17 protein-coding genes and 1 tRNA gene are annotated in these 15852 nt (G+C 57.7%); 12 read left to right on the top strand and 6 right to left on the bottom strand.

What is annotated here, in order from left to right; genetic code table 11:
• The first annotated feature begins 99 nt into the window (after nucleotides 1-99).
• The 4 genes from AC2FFA_RS03315 (at nucleotide 100) to AC2FFA_RS03300 (ending at nucleotide 3234) form a co-directional block, all read left to right on the top strand.
• The gene (locus AC2FFA_RS03315; protein ID WP_496849943.1) at nucleotides 100-966 is read left to right on the top strand and encodes a pirin family protein; all 867 of its coding nucleotides are present in this window, start codon (nucleotides 100-102) and stop codon (nucleotides 964-966) included.
• Nucleotides 967-1006: 40 nt separating this feature from the next.
• Nucleotides 1007-1621: an isochorismatase family protein gene (locus tag AC2FFA_RS03310; protein WP_496849942.1), complete on the top strand. Its 615-nt coding sequence runs from the start codon at nucleotides 1007-1009 to the stop codon at nucleotides 1619-1621.
• A gap of 291 nt (nucleotides 1622-1912) precedes the next feature.
• Nucleotides 1913-2659 carry a Rossmann-fold NAD(P)-binding domain-containing protein gene (locus AC2FFA_RS03305; RefSeq protein WP_496849940.1) on the top strand — a complete coding sequence of 249 codons (747 nt, stop codon included), beginning with the start codon at nucleotides 1913-1915 and terminating at the stop codon, nucleotides 2657-2659.
• 65 nt (nucleotides 2660-2724) lie between these two features.
• A complete protein-coding gene (locus tag AC2FFA_RS03300) occupies nucleotides 2725-3234 on the top strand; it encodes an anthrone oxygenase family protein (protein WP_496849938.1) in 510 nt (169 codons plus the stop codon).
• Nucleotides 3235-3555: 321 nt separating this feature from the next.
• On the opposite strand, the gene AC2FFA_RS03295 is transcribed toward AC2FFA_RS03300, so the two are convergent.
• Nucleotides 3556-3645: transfer RNA gene (locus tag AC2FFA_RS03295), tRNA-Ser, on the bottom strand.
• Between the two features lie 202 nt (nucleotides 3646-3847).
• Here AC2FFA_RS03295 and AC2FFA_RS03290 point away from each other — a divergent pair.
• The 8 genes from AC2FFA_RS03290 (at nucleotide 3848) to AC2FFA_RS03255 (ending at nucleotide 11421) form a co-directional block, all read left to right on the top strand.
• On the top strand, nucleotides 3848-5146 hold the full coding sequence (locus AC2FFA_RS03290) for an SPOR domain-containing protein (RefSeq protein WP_496849936.1): 1299 nt from the start codon (nucleotides 3848-3850) through the stop codon (nucleotides 5144-5146).
• Nucleotides 5147-5162: 16 nt separating this feature from the next.
• Nucleotides 5163-6329, top strand: a complete 1167-nt coding sequence (locus AC2FFA_RS03285) for a D-alanyl-D-alanine carboxypeptidase family protein (protein ID WP_117868432.1) — start codon at nucleotides 5163-5165, stop codon at nucleotides 6327-6329.
• Complete coding sequence (tmk, locus tag AC2FFA_RS03280; protein ID WP_496849935.1) at nucleotides 6326-6952, top strand: dTMP kinase; 627 nt, start codon at nucleotides 6326-6328, stop codon at nucleotides 6950-6952. The genes AC2FFA_RS03285 and tmk overlap by 4 nt, the downstream gene beginning before the upstream one ends.
• A gap of 3 nt (nucleotides 6953-6955) precedes the next feature.
• Complete coding sequence (locus tag AC2FFA_RS03275; RefSeq protein ID WP_496849933.1) at nucleotides 6956-8077, top strand: DNA polymerase III subunit delta'; 1122 nt, start codon at nucleotides 6956-6958, stop codon at nucleotides 8075-8077.
• Nucleotides 8074-8880 carry a TatD family hydrolase gene (locus AC2FFA_RS03270; protein WP_496849931.1) on the top strand — a complete coding sequence of 269 codons (807 nt, stop codon included), beginning with the start codon at nucleotides 8074-8076 and terminating at the stop codon, nucleotides 8878-8880. Before AC2FFA_RS03275 ends, AC2FFA_RS03270 begins: the two co-directional genes overlap by 4 nt.
• On the top strand, nucleotides 8877-9674 hold the full coding sequence (locus tag AC2FFA_RS03265; RefSeq protein WP_496849929.1) for an MBL fold metallo-hydrolase: 798 nt from the start codon (nucleotides 8877-8879) through the stop codon (nucleotides 9672-9674). The genes AC2FFA_RS03270 and AC2FFA_RS03265 overlap by 4 nt, the downstream gene beginning before the upstream one ends.
• 54 nt (nucleotides 9675-9728) lie before the next feature.
• Entirely contained in the window at nucleotides 9729-10661 is a 933-nt protein-coding gene (locus AC2FFA_RS03260; protein ID WP_496849927.1) for an AEC family transporter, read from the top strand.
• 61 nt (nucleotides 10662-10722) lie between these two features.
• Nucleotides 10723-11421 (top strand): CbiX/SirB N-terminal domain-containing protein, encoded by a 699-nt coding sequence (locus AC2FFA_RS03255; protein ID WP_496849925.1) that lies wholly within the window; start codon nucleotides 10723-10725, stop codon nucleotides 11419-11421.
• Between the two features lie 38 nt (nucleotides 11422-11459).
• On the opposite strand, the gene AC2FFA_RS03250 is transcribed toward AC2FFA_RS03255, so the two are convergent.
• The 5 genes from AC2FFA_RS03250 to AC2FFA_RS03230 all read right to left on the bottom strand — a co-directional run bounded on the left by AC2FFA_RS03250 (nucleotide 11460) and on the right by AC2FFA_RS03230 (nucleotide 15835).
• Entirely contained in the window at nucleotides 11460-12452 is a 993-nt protein-coding gene (locus AC2FFA_RS03250) for a GGDEF domain-containing protein (RefSeq protein WP_496719194.1), read from the bottom strand.
• Nucleotides 12449-13036, bottom strand: coding sequence for a heme NO-binding domain-containing protein (locus tag AC2FFA_RS03245; protein WP_496849922.1), 588 nt, complete (start codon nucleotides 13034-13036; stop codon nucleotides 12449-12451). Before AC2FFA_RS03245 ends, AC2FFA_RS03250 begins: the two co-directional genes overlap by 4 nt.
• Nucleotides 13037-13154: 118 nt before the next feature.
• Nucleotides 13155-14714, bottom strand: coding sequence for a trimethylamine methyltransferase family protein (locus AC2FFA_RS03240; RefSeq protein ID WP_496849921.1), 1560 nt, complete (start codon nucleotides 14712-14714; stop codon nucleotides 13155-13157).
• A gap of 118 nt (nucleotides 14715-14832) precedes the next feature.
• Nucleotides 14833-15525 (bottom strand): HAD family hydrolase, encoded by a 693-nt coding sequence (locus tag AC2FFA_RS03235; protein ID WP_496849919.1) that lies wholly within the window; start codon nucleotides 15523-15525, stop codon nucleotides 14833-14835.
• 25 nt (nucleotides 15526-15550) lie between these two features.
• Nucleotides 15551-15835 (bottom strand): DUF3572 domain-containing protein, encoded by a 285-nt coding sequence (locus AC2FFA_RS03230; protein ID WP_496849917.1) that lies wholly within the window; start codon nucleotides 15833-15835, stop codon nucleotides 15551-15553.
• Nucleotides 15836-15852: the final 17 nt, after the last annotated feature.

Here is a 15852-nt window from a genome sequence, read left to right as displayed (position 1 = left end):
TCATTGTCCCATCTATAGAACGATATGTTCTAATATTGGCCAATTTTCGTTCAATTGTCTTGCTCATATTATCAATGCGACACAACGCGAGAGACTGACATGGACACGCAACACATTGACAAGCTCGCAGGCGTCCCCTGCGAAACCCATGCGCAGAGTGACGGTCGTACACTCACTATCGATGACGGCTTTCAGGCCCAAAGCTATCAGCACGCAGACTTCCGGGGACTGATGGACCCGCTGATTATGGTGGATCACTTCGTCATGACGCAGCCCACCTTCGGGACACATGCCCATGCCGGACTGTCCGCCGTGACGGTCATGTTCGAGGACAGCATAGGCGCGTTTCACAATCGGGACTCTCTTGGCAATGACCTCGATCTGGCGCCAGGTGATCTCTATTGGTTTAAGGCCGCGTGTGGGGCCATCCATAATGAAGCGACCCGCCCCGGTGCGCGGACACATGCCTTGCAGGTATTCGTGAACTTGCCGCAGAGCAACCGGCATGACGCCCCGGCGGCGTTTCATGTAACGGCTGCGGATATTCCAAAGCTGACGGGTGATCACGCCACCGCGCGGCTTGTTCTGGGGGAAACAGACGGTATCGCAGGTGCGAAAGCGCCGGATATCCCGCTGACGCTGCTTGATATCGACATAAAGGCCGGTGGGCAGTTTACGCATACGGGCGACAAGGACCACCACGTTTGGATCCTCGCCATCAAGGGCACCTCTTACGTGACGTGGAACGCAGGGTCTGCCGATCTGCAACCCGGTAAAGCCATCGCATTCACCGATGCCACGGACATCTCATTTTCCTCAGAAGACGGGGCGCATGTCGTCCTTTTCCGGGGCCAACCCCTTCGCCAAGCCTTTGTCCAAAGAGGCCCGTATGCCATGGGCAATGCGGCAGAGCTTGACGCAGTCGAGGCGGCCTATCGTTCCGGTCGCCTCGGATCCATTGAGTGAAATCAACTCAACTGAGGACCTATCCAGAAGGGAGAAGACCATGACCCATTCGCACAATCCAGAACCGCTTACCCGTGACAATGCCGCTGTTGTATTTGTCGACAATCAGGTCGGCCTGATGACGGGAATCCGCGACTATTCGATCGCCGATCTGAAACACAACATCGTTGGGCTGGCCAAGGCTGCAACGGCGCTCGGCCTACCGATTGTCACAACCACTACTTCGTCACAGACACTCTGGGGGCCTGCCATTCCGGAGCTGCAGGAGGCATTGCCCGATCAGACCTTCATCGACCGGACAACGGTCAATGCGTGGGATGACCCACGGGTCGACGAGGCCATTCGCGCGACGGGTCGAAGCAAGCTGATCTTTGCGGGCCTCTCCCTCGAAGTCTGCGCCGCGTTTCCTGCGATGCGGGCCGTGCGCGAGGGATTCGAAGCCTATGTCGCCGTGGATGCCAGCGGGACTTTCAACATGACAAAACGCGAAACCGCACTTGTTCGTCTGACCCAAGCCGGCGTGGTTGTCGCGGATGGTGCCAGCCTGATGATCGAGATCCTCGCGGACAATGCGAGCAATCAGGCCGGTGACGTCTATGGCGCGTTGGGCATGGACTGGTCGATCCTCGTCGGCCAAGTCCGTGAGAGTGCGTAGCGATGCACCGTTCTTCACACGCCCCAGCAGCCGGTACCCGCGTCACGGCATTCAAATTCAATTCTACCTCATCTACTTCTCATCGCTATTCCGCCTGATCGCGATAGGATGGGCGGCGACCCTCCTTCTTTAAGGGCCGCGGCCACCACAACAATACTCGTTGAAACTCAAAAACAAGGTGGGCCTGCGGCTCACCACAGGAGGAAACTATGTCAAATCAACCTATCCTCGTCATTGGTGCCACTGGTAAAACCGGATCGCGCGTCGCAGCAAAAACTTGAAGCCAAAGGCGTGTCCGTCAGACTCGGCGCGCGGCGCTCTGAGACCCCTTTTGATTGGGAAGACCAAAGCACCTGGGCACCGATCCTGACCGGTGTCACCAAAGCCTATGTCACCTATTTCCCTGACCTGGCCTTCCCCGGCGCCATCGAAAAGTTGGAGGCTTTTGCAAAGGTCGCTTTGGACACCGGCTTGCAGCACATCGTGCTCTTGTCCGGCCGGGGCGAGCACTTCGCGAGCATGGGAGAAGAGGTGATCCGCAACTCCGGCATCGGGTTTACCATCGTGCGCTCGGCGTGGTTTGCGCAGAACTTCTCCGAAGGCTACCTCCGCGACCCGATCCTTGGCGGGGTTCTTCCCATGCCCGGCGGCGATATCGCGGAGCCGATCATCGACATCGATGATATCGCTGATGTGGTCGTTGCGGCACTGACCGAAGACGGACACTTGGGCGAACGGTACGAGGTGACCGGCCCGCGCCTGATGAGCTTTGCCGAGATGGCCCAGGTTTTGACCACCACCTTGGATCGCCCGATCCAGCACATCCCAATCAGCTTTGAGGACTTCCACACAAATGTCGCCGCCTCTGGCGACACCTTCGTGGCAGGCGTTTTCACCGCAATCGCCCGGGAAACCCTAGATGGGCGAAACGCCAATACGGCCGATGGGGTCGAGCGCGCCATGGGCCGCAAGCCACGGGACTTCGCGGAGTTTGCACAAACCGCAATGATCGCCGGGGCCTGGCAGAATGCGGCCTAAGCCAACCTCGCAATCGGGCGGGTGACAAACATCACCTGCCCAAGTTCCCAAAACGAGTAAGTGACTTGACCACCGTCTTCGTGCTTCTGATCCAATGCGCCATTCTCGCCTATGCCTTTCTCGGCGGCGTCTTTCTCGCGTTTTCCGACTTCATCATGCGTGCCCCTGGAATGACCAGCGGCCATGGCGGCGTTGAGACAATGCAGGTGATCAACCGAAAATTCTTTCACTGGGTCTTCATGACGCTGTTTCTTGGAATGCCAGTAGTGTCATTGGTCGTTGCAGGTTACGGAGCTATTGCTCTGAGCGGCCCTGCCGGAACGCTGATCATGCTTGCCGGTTTGTGCTATCTGGATGGCTGTTTCGGCGTCACTGTCTTTTTCAACGTCCCGATGGACGAGGCCCTTGCGGGCATGGAAATGTCTTCGGACACCACCCGCGATTACTGGTTGCAGGTCTATGTCCCGCGATGGACCTTCTGCAACTCTGTGCGTACAATCGCACCCGCTATTTCTGCTGTGTTACTTCTCTTTGGGCTCCTTTGGATGACGCAAGGCCAAACGCAAGCTGCTTGACGTTTTTTGGTGTCTGGACGCTGATTGGCTCTGGATTGCTGTCTTGGACAGATCCTGACGTTACGAATTGCATCAAGCCATCGTTGGTGTCCAAAACACCAACGACGGTTTGTCCGCGCTTCGTTTGGTCGGCCCATCGGCTGCGAAAGTACGGTCCCGTTCCAGACGATTCCTGATCGCTGAATGATCGCTCCGACGACGCTGACCGGCTCCAATCTGGGGAAGGCTGCGGAATAGGATGCAAAGTATCGGTTTGTTACACGACCGCGTTACACGCACGGCCCGGAAAATCGGGTGGCATTCCTGTAAGCTGTTGATAAGTGGCGGGGAGAGTGGGATTCGAACCCACGGAACGCTCTCACGTTCAACGGTTTTCAAGACCGCCGCATTCGACCACTCTGCCACCTCCCCGTCGACAGCAGGGTCTAAGGCGAAGTTCGACCAGAGGCAAGCCGAAATCGGGAAATCTTGCCGAAGCCTGTGCAGCGGTCTTTCCATGACACTTCAGCCACGTTATGATCCGTTCGAAAGACCGTAACAGGCTGGCATACAGAACCGGCAGACCGGCAGCGGGGTTCGGAAAACGAAACCCCTTCAGGCAAGGGATAAGCAGATGAAGCGAGCGATCGAGACACGCCCGGGGCCGAAACGGCTGGCGTATCTGGCGTTGACTTTGACGATACTGGCCGGATGCGAAGAGGCTTTTTCAACTTCTGAATCGGCTGAGAAACCGGAAGAAAATTCGGGGAAAACAGAACTCCTGCCCGACGTGACCACCAGCTCTAAGCGTGATGTCGAAGCCCCTGAGGTTTTTCAGACAACCGAAGCAGGGCTTTGGGATGGCCGCCCGTCCCTTGGCGGGGTTTGGGTTGCTCACCCGGACGTTTCACAACCTGAGCGTGTCGTGATCAGAAACACCTCTAACAACAAATCCGTGACTGGCGCCCTGTTCCGGCGCGAGCGCGATCTGCCCGGACCCGCGCTTCAGGTCTCGTCCGCTGCTGCGAAAGAGCTCGGAATGCTTGCGGGCGCGCCGACAAAAGTCAGCGTCGTCGCACTGCGCCGGGAAAAGCTGGAAGAACCATCGCCGGAGGATGCGCCGGAGGCAGAAGAATCGGCAGCGGAAACCACCGCCGCGGCTGCTGATGGAGCTTCCGACACTCAAGCTTCTACAGACCCGGAAAAACCGGCCAAACGAAAATGGTGGCAAAAGAAGGAACCTGCCGTTGCTGCGGCTGGTACGGCTGCGGTTGCAGCGGGGACTGAAAGTGCATCGGATGAAACGGCTGAAAACGCCGAGACCGCAAGCGAAGACGCCGAGACGCCCACTTCTACGGACGATCAGGTCGACACACCTGCCGAAAAACCAGCCAAGCGGAAATGGTGGCAGAAGAAAGCCCCCGCAGCTGCTGCCGCGGGAACTGCCGTGGCTGCGGCAGATACGGCGACTGACAGCGCAGACGTAGCCGCCGAAGCCGCCGAAGCCGTGGTGTCACCCTCTTTGTCGGATGCACCGGTCACGCCCCCAGCTGAGCCACCTGCCAAACGGAAATGGTGGCAAAAGAAAGACCCCGCCGCGATCACCGAAACCCCACTGGATCCGGTAGAGGGGGCCGCAGCCGCAATTGATGCGTCAGAAGCCACTCCTGTCGCAGCCGCCACAACGTCGGCGACACCTCTGAGCAAACCGTTTGTTCAGATCGGAACCTTCAGCGTCGAGGCGAACGCCAAGTCAGCCGCCCAAAAAGTGCGTCGGAACGGCATGCCCACAGTTGTACGGGAATTGAAAACAGCAAATAGTACTGTTTGGCGAGTGTTGGTTGGCCCCGCCGCAACCCGGGCCGAGCGAAAAGCCTTTCAAAAGGACGTGAAAGACCTTGGCTTCAAAGACGCGTTCACGGTAACCGACTAATTCAGGGAGGCGTAACATGCTATCCTCAATGCGAACATCCGTTCTGGCTTTCGGGTTTGCCGTTCTGGCGATACCTGCCCAGGCTTTTGATACATCTGCCCGTGCGGCATATGTGATCGACCAAACCACCGGTACCGTACTGCTGTCGAAAGAGGCCGACCAGCCGTTGCCGCCCGCGTCGATGTCCAAACTCATGACGCTTTACGTTGCGTTCGAAGCGTTGCGGGACGGGCGCTTGACGCTGGACGAAACTCTGCCCGTTTCAGAACACGCGATGAGCTATGGCGGATCGACCATGTTCCTGAACACGCAAGATCGCGTTCGTGTCGAGGATCTGCTGCGCGGCATTATTGTTTTGTCGGGCAATGATGCCTGCGTCGTCATCGCCGAAGCGCTCAGCCCGGATGGCACCGAGGCGGGGTTTGCGCGATACATGACCCAGCGGGCCAAGCAAATGGGCATGAACAATTCGAACTTCGCAAATTCAAACGGTTGGCCCGCCGCCGGGCATATGATGTCGGTTCATGATCTGGCCGTTCTTGCGGATCGTCTGATCTCCGACTTTCCAGAATACTACCCTCTATTCGCCGAAGAGGTTTTCGAGTTCGATGGCCGCGCACCGTCCAATGCCCGTAACCGCAACCCATTGCTGCGACTTGATATCGGTGCGGATGGTCTGAAAACCGGCCACACGCAAGAAGCGGGCTATGGCCTTGTCGGGTCCGCCAAACAAGGTGACAGGCGGGTGATCTTTGTGCTGACGGGTCTCGACAGCACCGGCCAGCGGGCAGAGGAGGCTGAAGCCGTGGTTAACTGGTCGTTTCGAAATTTTGTCGAGAGGACAGTTGCCAACGCGGAAACGCCGATAGCCGAAGCCAAACTATGGATGGGCGAGAAAAAGACCGTGGGGCTTGTCCCCGATGGTGATCTGAACGTGCTGTTCCCGGTTCTGGGCACACAGAATGTCGAGGCCGAAGTGGTCTATGAGGGCCCGATCAATGCGCCCGTCAAGAAAGGCCAGCAACTCGCCGAACTGGTGATCAAACCCGAAGGGCTGCCGGAAATTCGGCGACCGCTGGTGGCAGCTGAAGATGTTGCGATCGGCGGTTTTTTGGTACGTATGCTGACTGTTGGCAGTATCGTATTGAAAGACGTGATCAACAACCCGCTGGAGTCGATGTGACGAAAGCGGGGTTATTTCTGACCTTCGAAGGCATTGACGGTTCAGGCAAGTCAACCCAGGCGCGGATGCTGGCGGAACATCTGCGTGCGCAGGGTCACGAGGTGGTACTGACGCGCGAACCCGGCGGCTCTGCGGGGGCCGAGGAAATTCGCAGCCTGGTTTTGGAGGGCGACCCGGATCGCTGGTCGGCCGAAACCGAGATTCTGCTGTTCACCGCGGCCCGTCGCGACCATCTGGAGCGTACCATCGAACCCGCGCTGGCAGCAGGGAAGGTCGTGATCTGCGACCGCTTTGCAGACAGCACACGTATGTACCAGGGCTTGTCCCGGGGCGACCTGCGAAATCTCGTGGATCAATTGCACAGCCTGATGATCGGGCGCGAACCGGATATGACGCTGCTGATCGACATGGACCCTGAAACAGGCCTGGCACGCGCCAAGGGGCGACAAGGCACCGAAGAACGTTTCGAGGACTTTGGCCCGGAATTGCAAAAGAAGATGCGCGCCGGCTTTCTGGCGCTGGCCGATGAATTCCCGGACAGGTTTCACATCGTGGATGGCAACAGGGGCATGGACAGCGTGGCGCTGGATGTGACAGAAATCGTCCAGGCAGTACTGCGGTAGACGATGAGCGACGATATCCCTTCTCCGGATCAGGTGCCGGGCGCACCACATCCGCGCGAAACCGTTCGGCTTTTTGGCCAGGACGCGGCTGAACAGGCATTTCTGACCGCCTACACTTCGGACCGTCTGCATCACGGTTGGCTGCTGACAGGGCCACGCGGTGTCGGCAAGGCGACACTGGCTTGGCGAATTGCGCGGTTCCTGCTTGCTACACCTCCGGCAGAGGATGACGGGTTGTTCGGCGCGCCGCCTCCGCCCGAGACGCTCGACATCGATCCTGACCACCCGGTAGCCCATCGCATTCAGGCCGGGGCAGAGCCGGGTTTGGCGGCGATAGCCAGATCGCTGAACGATCAGGGACGGCTGCGCAGTGAGATCGTCGTGGATGACATCCGCAAGCTCGGGAAGTTTTTTGGCCTGTCCTCTGCTGACGGCGGCCGCCGCGTCGTGATCGTGGATTCAGCAGACGAAATGAACGTCAGCGCTGCCAACGCGTTGCTGAAAATGCTGGAAGAGCCGCCTGCGCGCACCACCCTTTTGTTGGTGTCACACCAACCCTCGCGCCTGTTGCCAACCATCCGTTCGCGCTGTCGCACGCTGCGCCTCGGCCCGCTGAACGCGCAAGACATGCAAGCCGCCCTTTCACAAACGGAAACCGAAATTCCCGCTCCGACTGAACACCTTGCTGCGCTTGCTGCGGGTTCAGTCGGAGACGCCGTGCGTTTGATCAATCTGGGTGGTCTGGACATCTATGCCGAACTGATCGCCATACTGGGCACCCTGCCCCGCATGGACCGCCAGCGCGCGCTGGCTTTGGCCGAAGCGGCGGCGCAGCGCGGCGCGGCAGACCGGTTTGAACTTTTGCTGACATTGATCGACGTTGCTCTGTCACGGCTGGCCCTGACCGGGGCAACAGGCACACCACCAGTTCCTGAAGCCGCCCCCAACGAGAGTGAAACACTGGCGCGTCTGTCAGCATCGCCGGATCAAGCCCGTCGCTGGGCCGAGGTCGCCGCGACGATCACAGCCCGGGCGCGACATGGTCAGGCTGTCAACCTTGACCCTGCCGCTCTGGTCCTAGATACGGTGTTCAAGATACAGGAAACCGCCGGTCAGAACAGATGAGCGACACCCCCCAGATTACTGACAGCCATTGCCATCTGGACTTCCCGGATTTCGACGGCCAGTTGGACGACATCATCACGCGCGCTGCCCAGGCTGGCGTGACCCGCATGGTGACGATTTGCACCAAGCTGCGCAACGAACCCGCTGTCCGTGCGATTGCCGAAGCCCACGCGCCGGTCTTCTATGCCGCCGGCACACACCCGATGAGCGTCGCGGACGAGCCATTGGTCTCGGTCGAAGATCTGGTCGCCCTGGCACAGCATCCGAAATTAGTCGGTATCGGTGAAACCGGCTTGGACTATCACTATACCGCCGATAGCGCGGAAGTTCAGAAACAGTCCTTGCGCATCCATATCGAAGCAGCCCAGCGCACCGGGTTACCTCTGATCATTCACGCCCGTGCAGCTGATGAAGATATGGCCAGCATTCTGGCCGAAGAATATCGCAACGCGCCGTATTCCTGCGTGATGCACTGCTTCTCATCCTCAGCTGAACTGGCCAAGGCCGCCTTGGATTTAGGTTTTTACCTGTCCATGTCCGGCATAGCCGCCTTCCCCAAGAGCCAGGAATTACGGGACATTTTCGCAAGCGCCCCGGTGGATCGCGTTTTGGTGGAAACCGACGCCCCCTATCTGGCTCCACCGCCGTACCGTGGCAAGCGCAACGAACCGGCCTATACCGCGCACACAGCGCGTAAGGGGGCCGAAGTCTTTGGCATGGACTATGCCGCTTTTGCTGACCAGACGCAGGCAAACTTCGACCGGCTGTTCACCAAAGCAGCATTGTACAAGGCCGCTGCATGACTGGATTGCGATTTACAATTTTGGGTTGCGGATCCTCTGGCGGCGTGCCGCGATTGGGCGGTCAGTGGGGTGATTGTGACCCTGCGAACCCCAAGAATGTCCGGCGCCGCTGTTCGATGCTGGTCGAACGCGACGGGCCAGATGGCACGACTTCGGTTCTGATCGACACCACGCCTGATATGCGCAGCCAGTTGCTTGAAACAGGTACAGGGCGATTGGACGGGGTCGTCTATACGCATTCCCACGCAGACCATGTGCATGGAATCGATGATTTGCGCATGATCGTGTTCAACATGAAAACCCGTGTTCCTGTGTGGGCGGATGGCGACACCCAGAACGCTTTGTTGGGGCGGTTTGGATATGCGTTCATTCAGCCGGAAGACTCCCCCTATCCTCCGATCCTCGAGCTTAAGTCTATCGACGGTCCATTTGAAATCGACGGTCCCGGTGGCCCGATTCCGTTTCGCCCTTTCAAGGTGAATCACGGTTCGATCGATTCCCTTGGATTCCGCATTGGGCAACTCGCCTATCTGCCGGATGTTGCCGAGATTTACGACGACGCCTGGCCCGAAATGAAAGGTCTGGACTGCCTTGTCATTGACGCCCTGCGCCGCTCACCTCATCCGACGCATGCGCATCTGGAAAAGACGCTCGGGTGGATCGAAAAGTTGCAACCGAAGCGCGCGGTATTGACCAACATGCATATCGACCTCGACTATGCGACCGTCGACGCCGAAACCCCCGATCACATCACCCCCGCCTTCGACGGTATGGTGATCCATCAGTCGCAGTAGGCCGCTGCCCGCCCCCCGCATGATATCGCTGCAGGCCCGTCGCACGGGGGTCATATGCTGCAAAGCCTGATCGATGTCATTCTTCCGGTTTTCCTTGTAATCGGAGCCGGGTATACTGCAACCCGCACAGGATACTTCAAAGAAACGCATGTCGATGGGCTGATGAAGTTCACCCAAGGCTTTGCGATTCCATGCCTTTTGTTCCTGGCCATCGCGCATCTGGACCTCAGCGCCAGTTTCGATCCCCGGCTTTTGGCCAGCTTCTATTCCGCCGCTGCTTTATGTTTCACCGCAGGTCTGTTCGGCGCGCGCATAATTTTCGGTCGCGATTGGGAAGATTGCGTCGCCATAGGGTTTTGTTGCCTGTTCTCGAACTCTGTCCTCTTGGGCTTGCCGATTACCGAACGCGCATATGGGCCCGAGAACCTGACTGGCAACTATGCGATCATCGCCTTCCATTCTCCGTTTTGTTACGGCGTTGGGATCACGGTGATGGAGGTCGCGCGAAATCGCGGTCATGGAGGCATGCGTATGGCACGGTCTGTATTGTCTGCAATGTTCAAGAACGCACTGATCCTTGGTATCGCCCTTGGGTTTCTGGTCAACCTGTCTGGCCTGGCGATCCCTGCCGTGGTCGACGAAGCACTGGGGTTGATCACACGCGCTGCCCTGCCCGGGGCGTTGTTTGCCTTGGGCGGTGTGCTGGTCAAATACAAGCCTGAAGGCGACCTGCGCACCATCGCATTTGTTTGCTGTATCTCGTTGATGCTGCACCCCAGTCTGGTGTGGATGTTCGGCAAATCCGTGGGCCTGCCGCAGGACCTGTTTCGGTCGGGCGTTTTGAATGCCGCCATGGCTCCGGGTTTCAACGCCTATATCTTCGCCAATATGTACGGTCGCGCAAAACGGGTAGCAGCGTCCGCCGTACTTATTAGTACAGCCTCGTCTATTCTGACTGTCTGGCTATGGCTGACACTTCTGGGCTAACTGTGGTGTTGACTTCAGGTCGACGTGAAACACCTATCGCACAACGCAGCAGGAGATCCGAATGTCACATGCTATTATCGTCGCTCATGGCCAACCATCAGACCCGGAACCGGCCGAAGCTGCACTTGCGACATTCGCCGCAAAGGTCAACGCGCTGACAGAGAAAGTGGTTGTCCATTCGGCCACTCTGGCTGCACCGGGCGCGTTGGAGGCGAAGCTGGACCGCGTGCCAGAGAACCCGGTCATCTACCCACTTTTCATGGCAAAAGGGTGGTTTGTCACCAGCGCTTTACCCAAACGGCTTGGGGATCATCCGACGCAGGTTTTAGACCCGCTGGGAATCGACCCAGAACTGCCGGCCCTGACCGCAGAGGCCCTGCGAACGGAATTGTCTGACAAACACTGGGCCGCTCAGTCCACAGATCTGGTCATTGCGGCGCATGGTTCCGGTCGCAGTCGGAACCCATCGACCGTAGCGTTGCAGTTTGCAGAACAGCTTAGAGGTTTGGTTGCTTTCAAATCTGTTTGCGTCGGTTTCGTCGAAGAGCCACCATTCATTTCTGACGCGGCAAACGGTACCGGAGATCAGGCGCTGTGCCTTCCGTTCTTTGCCTGTACCGGAGGACATGTTCAGGAAGATGTACCGCAAGAGCTGGATCGTGCAGGGTTCTCTGGCGTCGTACTGCCTGTGGTGGGAGAGTTGCCTCCGATCCGGACCCAGATCGCAAAAAAGCTGACAGAGGCATTCGAATCTGCCTGAAGCCCCGATACGATCCCCATCCTGTTCTCTGGGCGAATTCAGGTTTGCGCCTTGCTCAACGTTGAATACAGGCGATGGCAAGACCGGCCATCGCGTTTGGCCTGATAAAGGGCCAAGTCCGCTGCGTGAAGAATGTCGGCGGCGTTGGGGCTTTTGAATTGCGTGGACAAGGCAGTGCCAATACTGACCGAGATGGTACAGAGCTGATTCTGGAACAACATCGGTTCGTTCAACCTTGAAATCAGACGCCCTGCAATGGAGAACAGGGTATCTTCGCGTGTCAGGTCTTTAAAAACAATTACAAACTCATCCCCGCCAACCCGGGCAACAGTATCATTGTTTCGTGTCTCCTCCTGCATGATGCGGGCGGCCTCCTTTAAGACGAAGTCACCAGCCGCATGACCCAGCTTGTCATTCACGGCTTTGAAAAAGTCCAAATCCAGATGCATTAGCGCGAAGGTGGAATTTCCCGAAACCAAATGCTCGAGCAAGTGGTCCATTGCTCTGCGGTTCTTCAATCCGGTCAAAGTGTCGGTATAGGCCTGCTCTTCGGCTGCCAGCATCGCCCCCTGTAGCCGAAGGTTGAGAGAGCGGGATGCCTCCATCGCGGCGGACTTGGCTTCGACCAGATACAACAGCTCAATCGCGAGATCCGTGCCCGAGAAATCTGCACTTGTCAGCGCATAGTCCCGCACCGCATCCAATATTGAAATACCAAATGACAGATTGATGACCGCGCCGCCGGAATGCGGCAAAGGAGCGACCAACCCTTTGAGGGTTGTGCGGGGTTCATCATGAAACCTCAGGTGCAACTTCGCCCCCGCCATTGACATCAAGGCGGGGGCGGTTGTGATCGTTCTGGGACGGATCAGTTCAAACACATCCAGAAAACCCTGCCCCACCAGCGGCAATTCAGGTCGCAACTTTTGCAAGGTCGGACCCGCTTGCTGAATATGCCCGTTTTGGTCCACCAACAGGAACATCGGGCAAAGCGTTTCCAGAAGACCAGCCAGTTCTTGGGTATCTGTCATCCGTTCCGAGCCCCCAGATCAAAATGCCGCCCCTCAGCAAAAGCGCTTTCAACCAACATGATGGAAATGACGTCACTACCTTGCTGCTGCCCCTCGTGTGACAGCATCACCAGCGCACCATAGTCATCCGCCATTGCGCGCAGGACCCCAACCATGACATTGGAATACCCCGGCATGCCCCGGAAGCAACTCAGCTGATATTCCGTGGCTGACAGCTCTCTCAATTCCACGGCTGGCAGGGTCAAATCAGACACGGCCAGCCGCACACGATCCGCCAGATCGTCGAGCGAATGAAGAAATTCCACGTAGCTGACGCCGCCAAACCTGAGAAGACGTCGCAATCCTTCCATATTCGGGTGCGACACGAGATACGTCCCCAGGTCCTCAAAAACTTCGGCTTGCGGCCGATCAAGGTCGGCACTCAGCGCCTCCATTACCTGGGACGTCATGTCATCGTCATAGACGAGCATGGCTTCAAACTCGACAAACCCCAGCCTTGCAGCTTCGGTCACGCGCAACCAGCAGGATCGCCCGTAGGTCGCACAGACAAAGGACTGTATCGCCCGATTGATCAGACCATGCATGAGATGCCCCAGATTGGTGTTCTTTGCACTGTGGCCCGAAAAACCTTAACAAATAGCCAAAATCCACCCTGAGTTGTAGCGAATGCAACCGAGTATCAGTTCGATATCACCTGTCCGGTCAGAAATCAGTGGGCGCGCCGCCTTCCGATTTGCGACGTTCGACAAATGCGGCCAGTTCCTCGCGAATACCTTCATCCATCGGGGGGGGCTCAAAGCTTGAGATGATCTCCTTGAACATGTGATGCGCGCGTTCTGCCGTCCAGATACCGCCAGCGGCCTCCCATCCTTCATAGTTTTTCCAGTCACTCAGGAAGGGTTGATAGAACGCCGTGGTATAGCGATCCTGGGTATGCTGAATACCAAAGAAATGACCGTCATTACCGACCGACCTGATCGCATCCAGTGCAATCTCGTCCGGCCCTGTGGCGGTCAACTCGGGGTTCATATAGCGTTGAATTTGCTGTAGGATTTCGCAGTCCATGATGAACTTTTCCGGGCTGGCGATCAGACCGCCCTCAAGCCAACCGGCTGCGTGGTAAACCATATTGGTGCCCGATTGCACGGCTGCCCAAAGAGAATTCGAAGTCTCCCACACCGACTGCCCGTCCGGCACATTTGCCGCGCAAACACCCGAAGACCGCATGGGCAAACCATAGAACCGCGCCATCTGGCCGGTCATCTGGGTCGAACGCATGTATTCCGGCGTTCCAAAGGCGGGCGCACCGGATTTCATATCCACGTTCGACGTGAAGGTACCGATCACACAAGGGATACCTGGGCGCACATATTGGAACAGCGCAATAGCACATAGCGCCTCGGCCAGGGACTGCGCCACTGCGCCTGCCATAGTTACGGGTGCCATGGCCCCGGCCAGCGTAAAGGGTGTGACTACAATCGCTTGTCCCCGCCGCGCCAGGCGCAAGCATCCGTCTATCATCGGGTGATCGTGTTTCAGCGGCGAGGTTGAGTTGATATTGGTGTACATGCGCGGCGCGGCTTCGAACTCTTCGTGGCTCAAGCCGCCTGCAATGCGCACCATTTCCATGACATCTTCGACACGTTCCTTGCCCAGCGAATAGGCGTGCATCGCCTTGTCAGTCAGGGTCAGCTTGTCGTACAGCACGTCCAGATGGCGGACGCTGGCGTGGATATCGACCGGCTCGACCGGGTATCCGCCGGCGAAATGGATACAGTTGAAGTACTGGGTCAGCTTCAGAAGATTCCGGCACATCTCGCGATTGCCCGGCACTTTTTTCCCGATCTCCATGTCCCAGTAGTTCGGCGGGGAAGAGACGTTGCCGAACAGGATGTTCTTCCCGCCAATTTCGATCTTGCGATCCAGATTGCGAGGGGTGATTGAAAACTGGCTGGGAGCCTTGGCAAGCATCTCCATGACAAAGTCGCGGCCCATACGGACATTGTCGCCGTCGATGGTGCAACCGGCTTCGCGCAGGATGCCTATTGCCTCTTCGTTGTAAAACTCGATCCCGATCTCTTCGAGGATGCGCATCGCCCCTTCATGGATCGCTTCGATTCCGGCCTGATCCAAAGGTTCTGTGGGTCGATCGATATTGACCGGCGGGTCCCAGGGCATCTGGTCAATCGCTGCACTGCCCCTGCGCGCAGCCGCCCCTGCACGCCCTCCTCCGCGGCGCTTGCGTGTCTTGGTCTCGGCCATCGGTGCCTCCTGTTCTTGCTTTCGTCAAGCAAGCCCCGAAGAGACGCCTATGGCCGCTCCGTCTGCGACAGAATATGTCGGTTTTTCATTCCGTTTTGCCGAATCCCGGATTTGAAAATCAAATTTTGGCCAACCATTTGGGAATATGTCCGATATCCGGCAAAATCACATCCGCCATCGGTGCCAATGCATCGGCCTCGGCCAAACCGGTCAAAACACCGATCGTGGTCATCCCCGCCGCACGCCCGGCCTGCAAGTCATGAAGGCTGTCGCCGACCATCGCGATACGAGATGGCTCGACCCCGATATGCGCGGCAAACGCCAGCAACTGGCCCGGTCCCGGCTTGAACCCGTGACCACTATCATACCCGGCGACGAAATCGAAATGCCCCCTTATCCCGACAGATTCGAGATGCTGCAAAGCGGGATGTTCACTGTCGTTCGTCGCAACGCCTAGCTTTATTCCGGCATTTTGCAGACCTTCCAGGAAAGGAACCAATGGAACGGCGGGCACCTGCGGGGCCGAGGCGGCCTCGGAGTTCATCAAATCGATGATCTCCTGCAAGGTCACGCCATCGACATGGGCAATCAGAACCCCTGCGATTTCTTCGACCGTAGCAGCGATGACAATGCTGTCTTCGGTATATTTCTCTTGAGCGAAATCATATCCTATGACACGGCCAAGATCGGTCGCGCGATCTTCGTCCCCGTTGGACAGGCGTAACAGCATGGAGCGTCCGAACCCTCCCCACGTATTTGCAAAGTCAAACAGCGTGCCATCTTTGTCAAAGATGATCGCATCTATCGGCATCCGGTGCTCCTGCGGAAAAATATGGTTATGTCCAGTGTACCTCAGCGCCGCCGGACAATACCGCCCTTGCCTGGGCGGGAAGATCATAGGCGAGTGAATTGGCGTCACAAAACGCCATGACCCACGAATCGTCAAGCACCAGAAAATCAAGAACCGACGCCAGAAACTCTGGATCGCTTGCCCGATCGCGTGCATCCTCGATCGATGCACCTGTGGAGCCCAGAAAAACAGGCCAAAGCTCGTCATTGCTGACCAGCCAGGCCAGGGCAGTCAACGCAAGAGTTTCGGCGGAATCGGAGGATATCGGCATAAACTTGGGTCAGATTC

It is taken from the genome of Ruegeria sp. YTSB088 (assembly GCF_059609825.1).
This window is presented reverse-complemented; position numbering and strand designations above follow the sequence as displayed.

Coding starts and splice junctions, on each gene's coding strand:
- AC2FFA_RS03275 (WP_496849933.1), top strand. CDS start 6,956: ATGAGCGACGATATCCCTTCTCCGGATCAGGTGCCGGGCGCACCACAT.
- AC2FFA_RS03270 (WP_496849931.1), top strand. CDS start 8,074: ATGAGCGACACCCCCCAGATTACTGACAGCCATTGCCATCTGGACTTC.
- AC2FFA_RS03260 (WP_496849927.1), top strand. CDS start 9,729: ATGCTGCAAAGCCTGATCGATGTCATTCTTCCGGTTTTCCTTGTAATC.
- AC2FFA_RS03315 (WP_496849943.1), top strand. CDS start 100: ATGGACACGCAACACATTGACAAGCTCGCAGGCGTCCCCTGCGAAACC.
- AC2FFA_RS03265 (WP_496849929.1), top strand. CDS start 8,877: ATGACTGGATTGCGATTTACAATTTTGGGTTGCGGATCCTCTGGCGGC.
- AC2FFA_RS03230 (WP_496849917.1), bottom strand. CDS start 15,835: ATGCCGATATCCTCCGATTCCGCCGAAACTCTTGCGTTGACTGCCCTG.
- AC2FFA_RS03245 (WP_496849922.1), bottom strand. CDS start 13,036: ATGCATGGTCTGATCAATCGGGCGATACAGTCCTTTGTCTGTGCGACC.
- AC2FFA_RS03255 (WP_496849925.1), top strand. CDS start 10,723: ATGTCACATGCTATTATCGTCGCTCATGGCCAACCATCAGACCCGGAA.
- AC2FFA_RS03240 (WP_496849921.1), bottom strand. CDS start 14,714: ATGGCCGAGACCAAGACACGCAAGCGCCGCGGAGGAGGGCGTGCAGGG.
- AC2FFA_RS03235 (WP_496849919.1), bottom strand. CDS start 15,525: ATGCCGATAGATGCGATCATCTTTGACAAAGATGGCACGCTGTTTGAC.
- AC2FFA_RS03250 (WP_496719194.1), bottom strand. CDS start 12,452: ATGACAGATACCCAAGAACTGGCTGGTCTTCTGGAAACGCTTTGCCCG.
- AC2FFA_RS03285 (WP_117868432.1), top strand. CDS start 5,163: ATGCTATCCTCAATGCGAACATCCGTTCTGGCTTTCGGGTTTGCCGTT.
- AC2FFA_RS03310 (WP_496849942.1), top strand. CDS start 1,007: ATGACCCATTCGCACAATCCAGAACCGCTTACCCGTGACAATGCCGCT.
- AC2FFA_RS03290 (WP_496849936.1), top strand. CDS start 3,848: ATGAAGCGAGCGATCGAGACACGCCCGGGGCCGAAACGGCTGGCGTAT.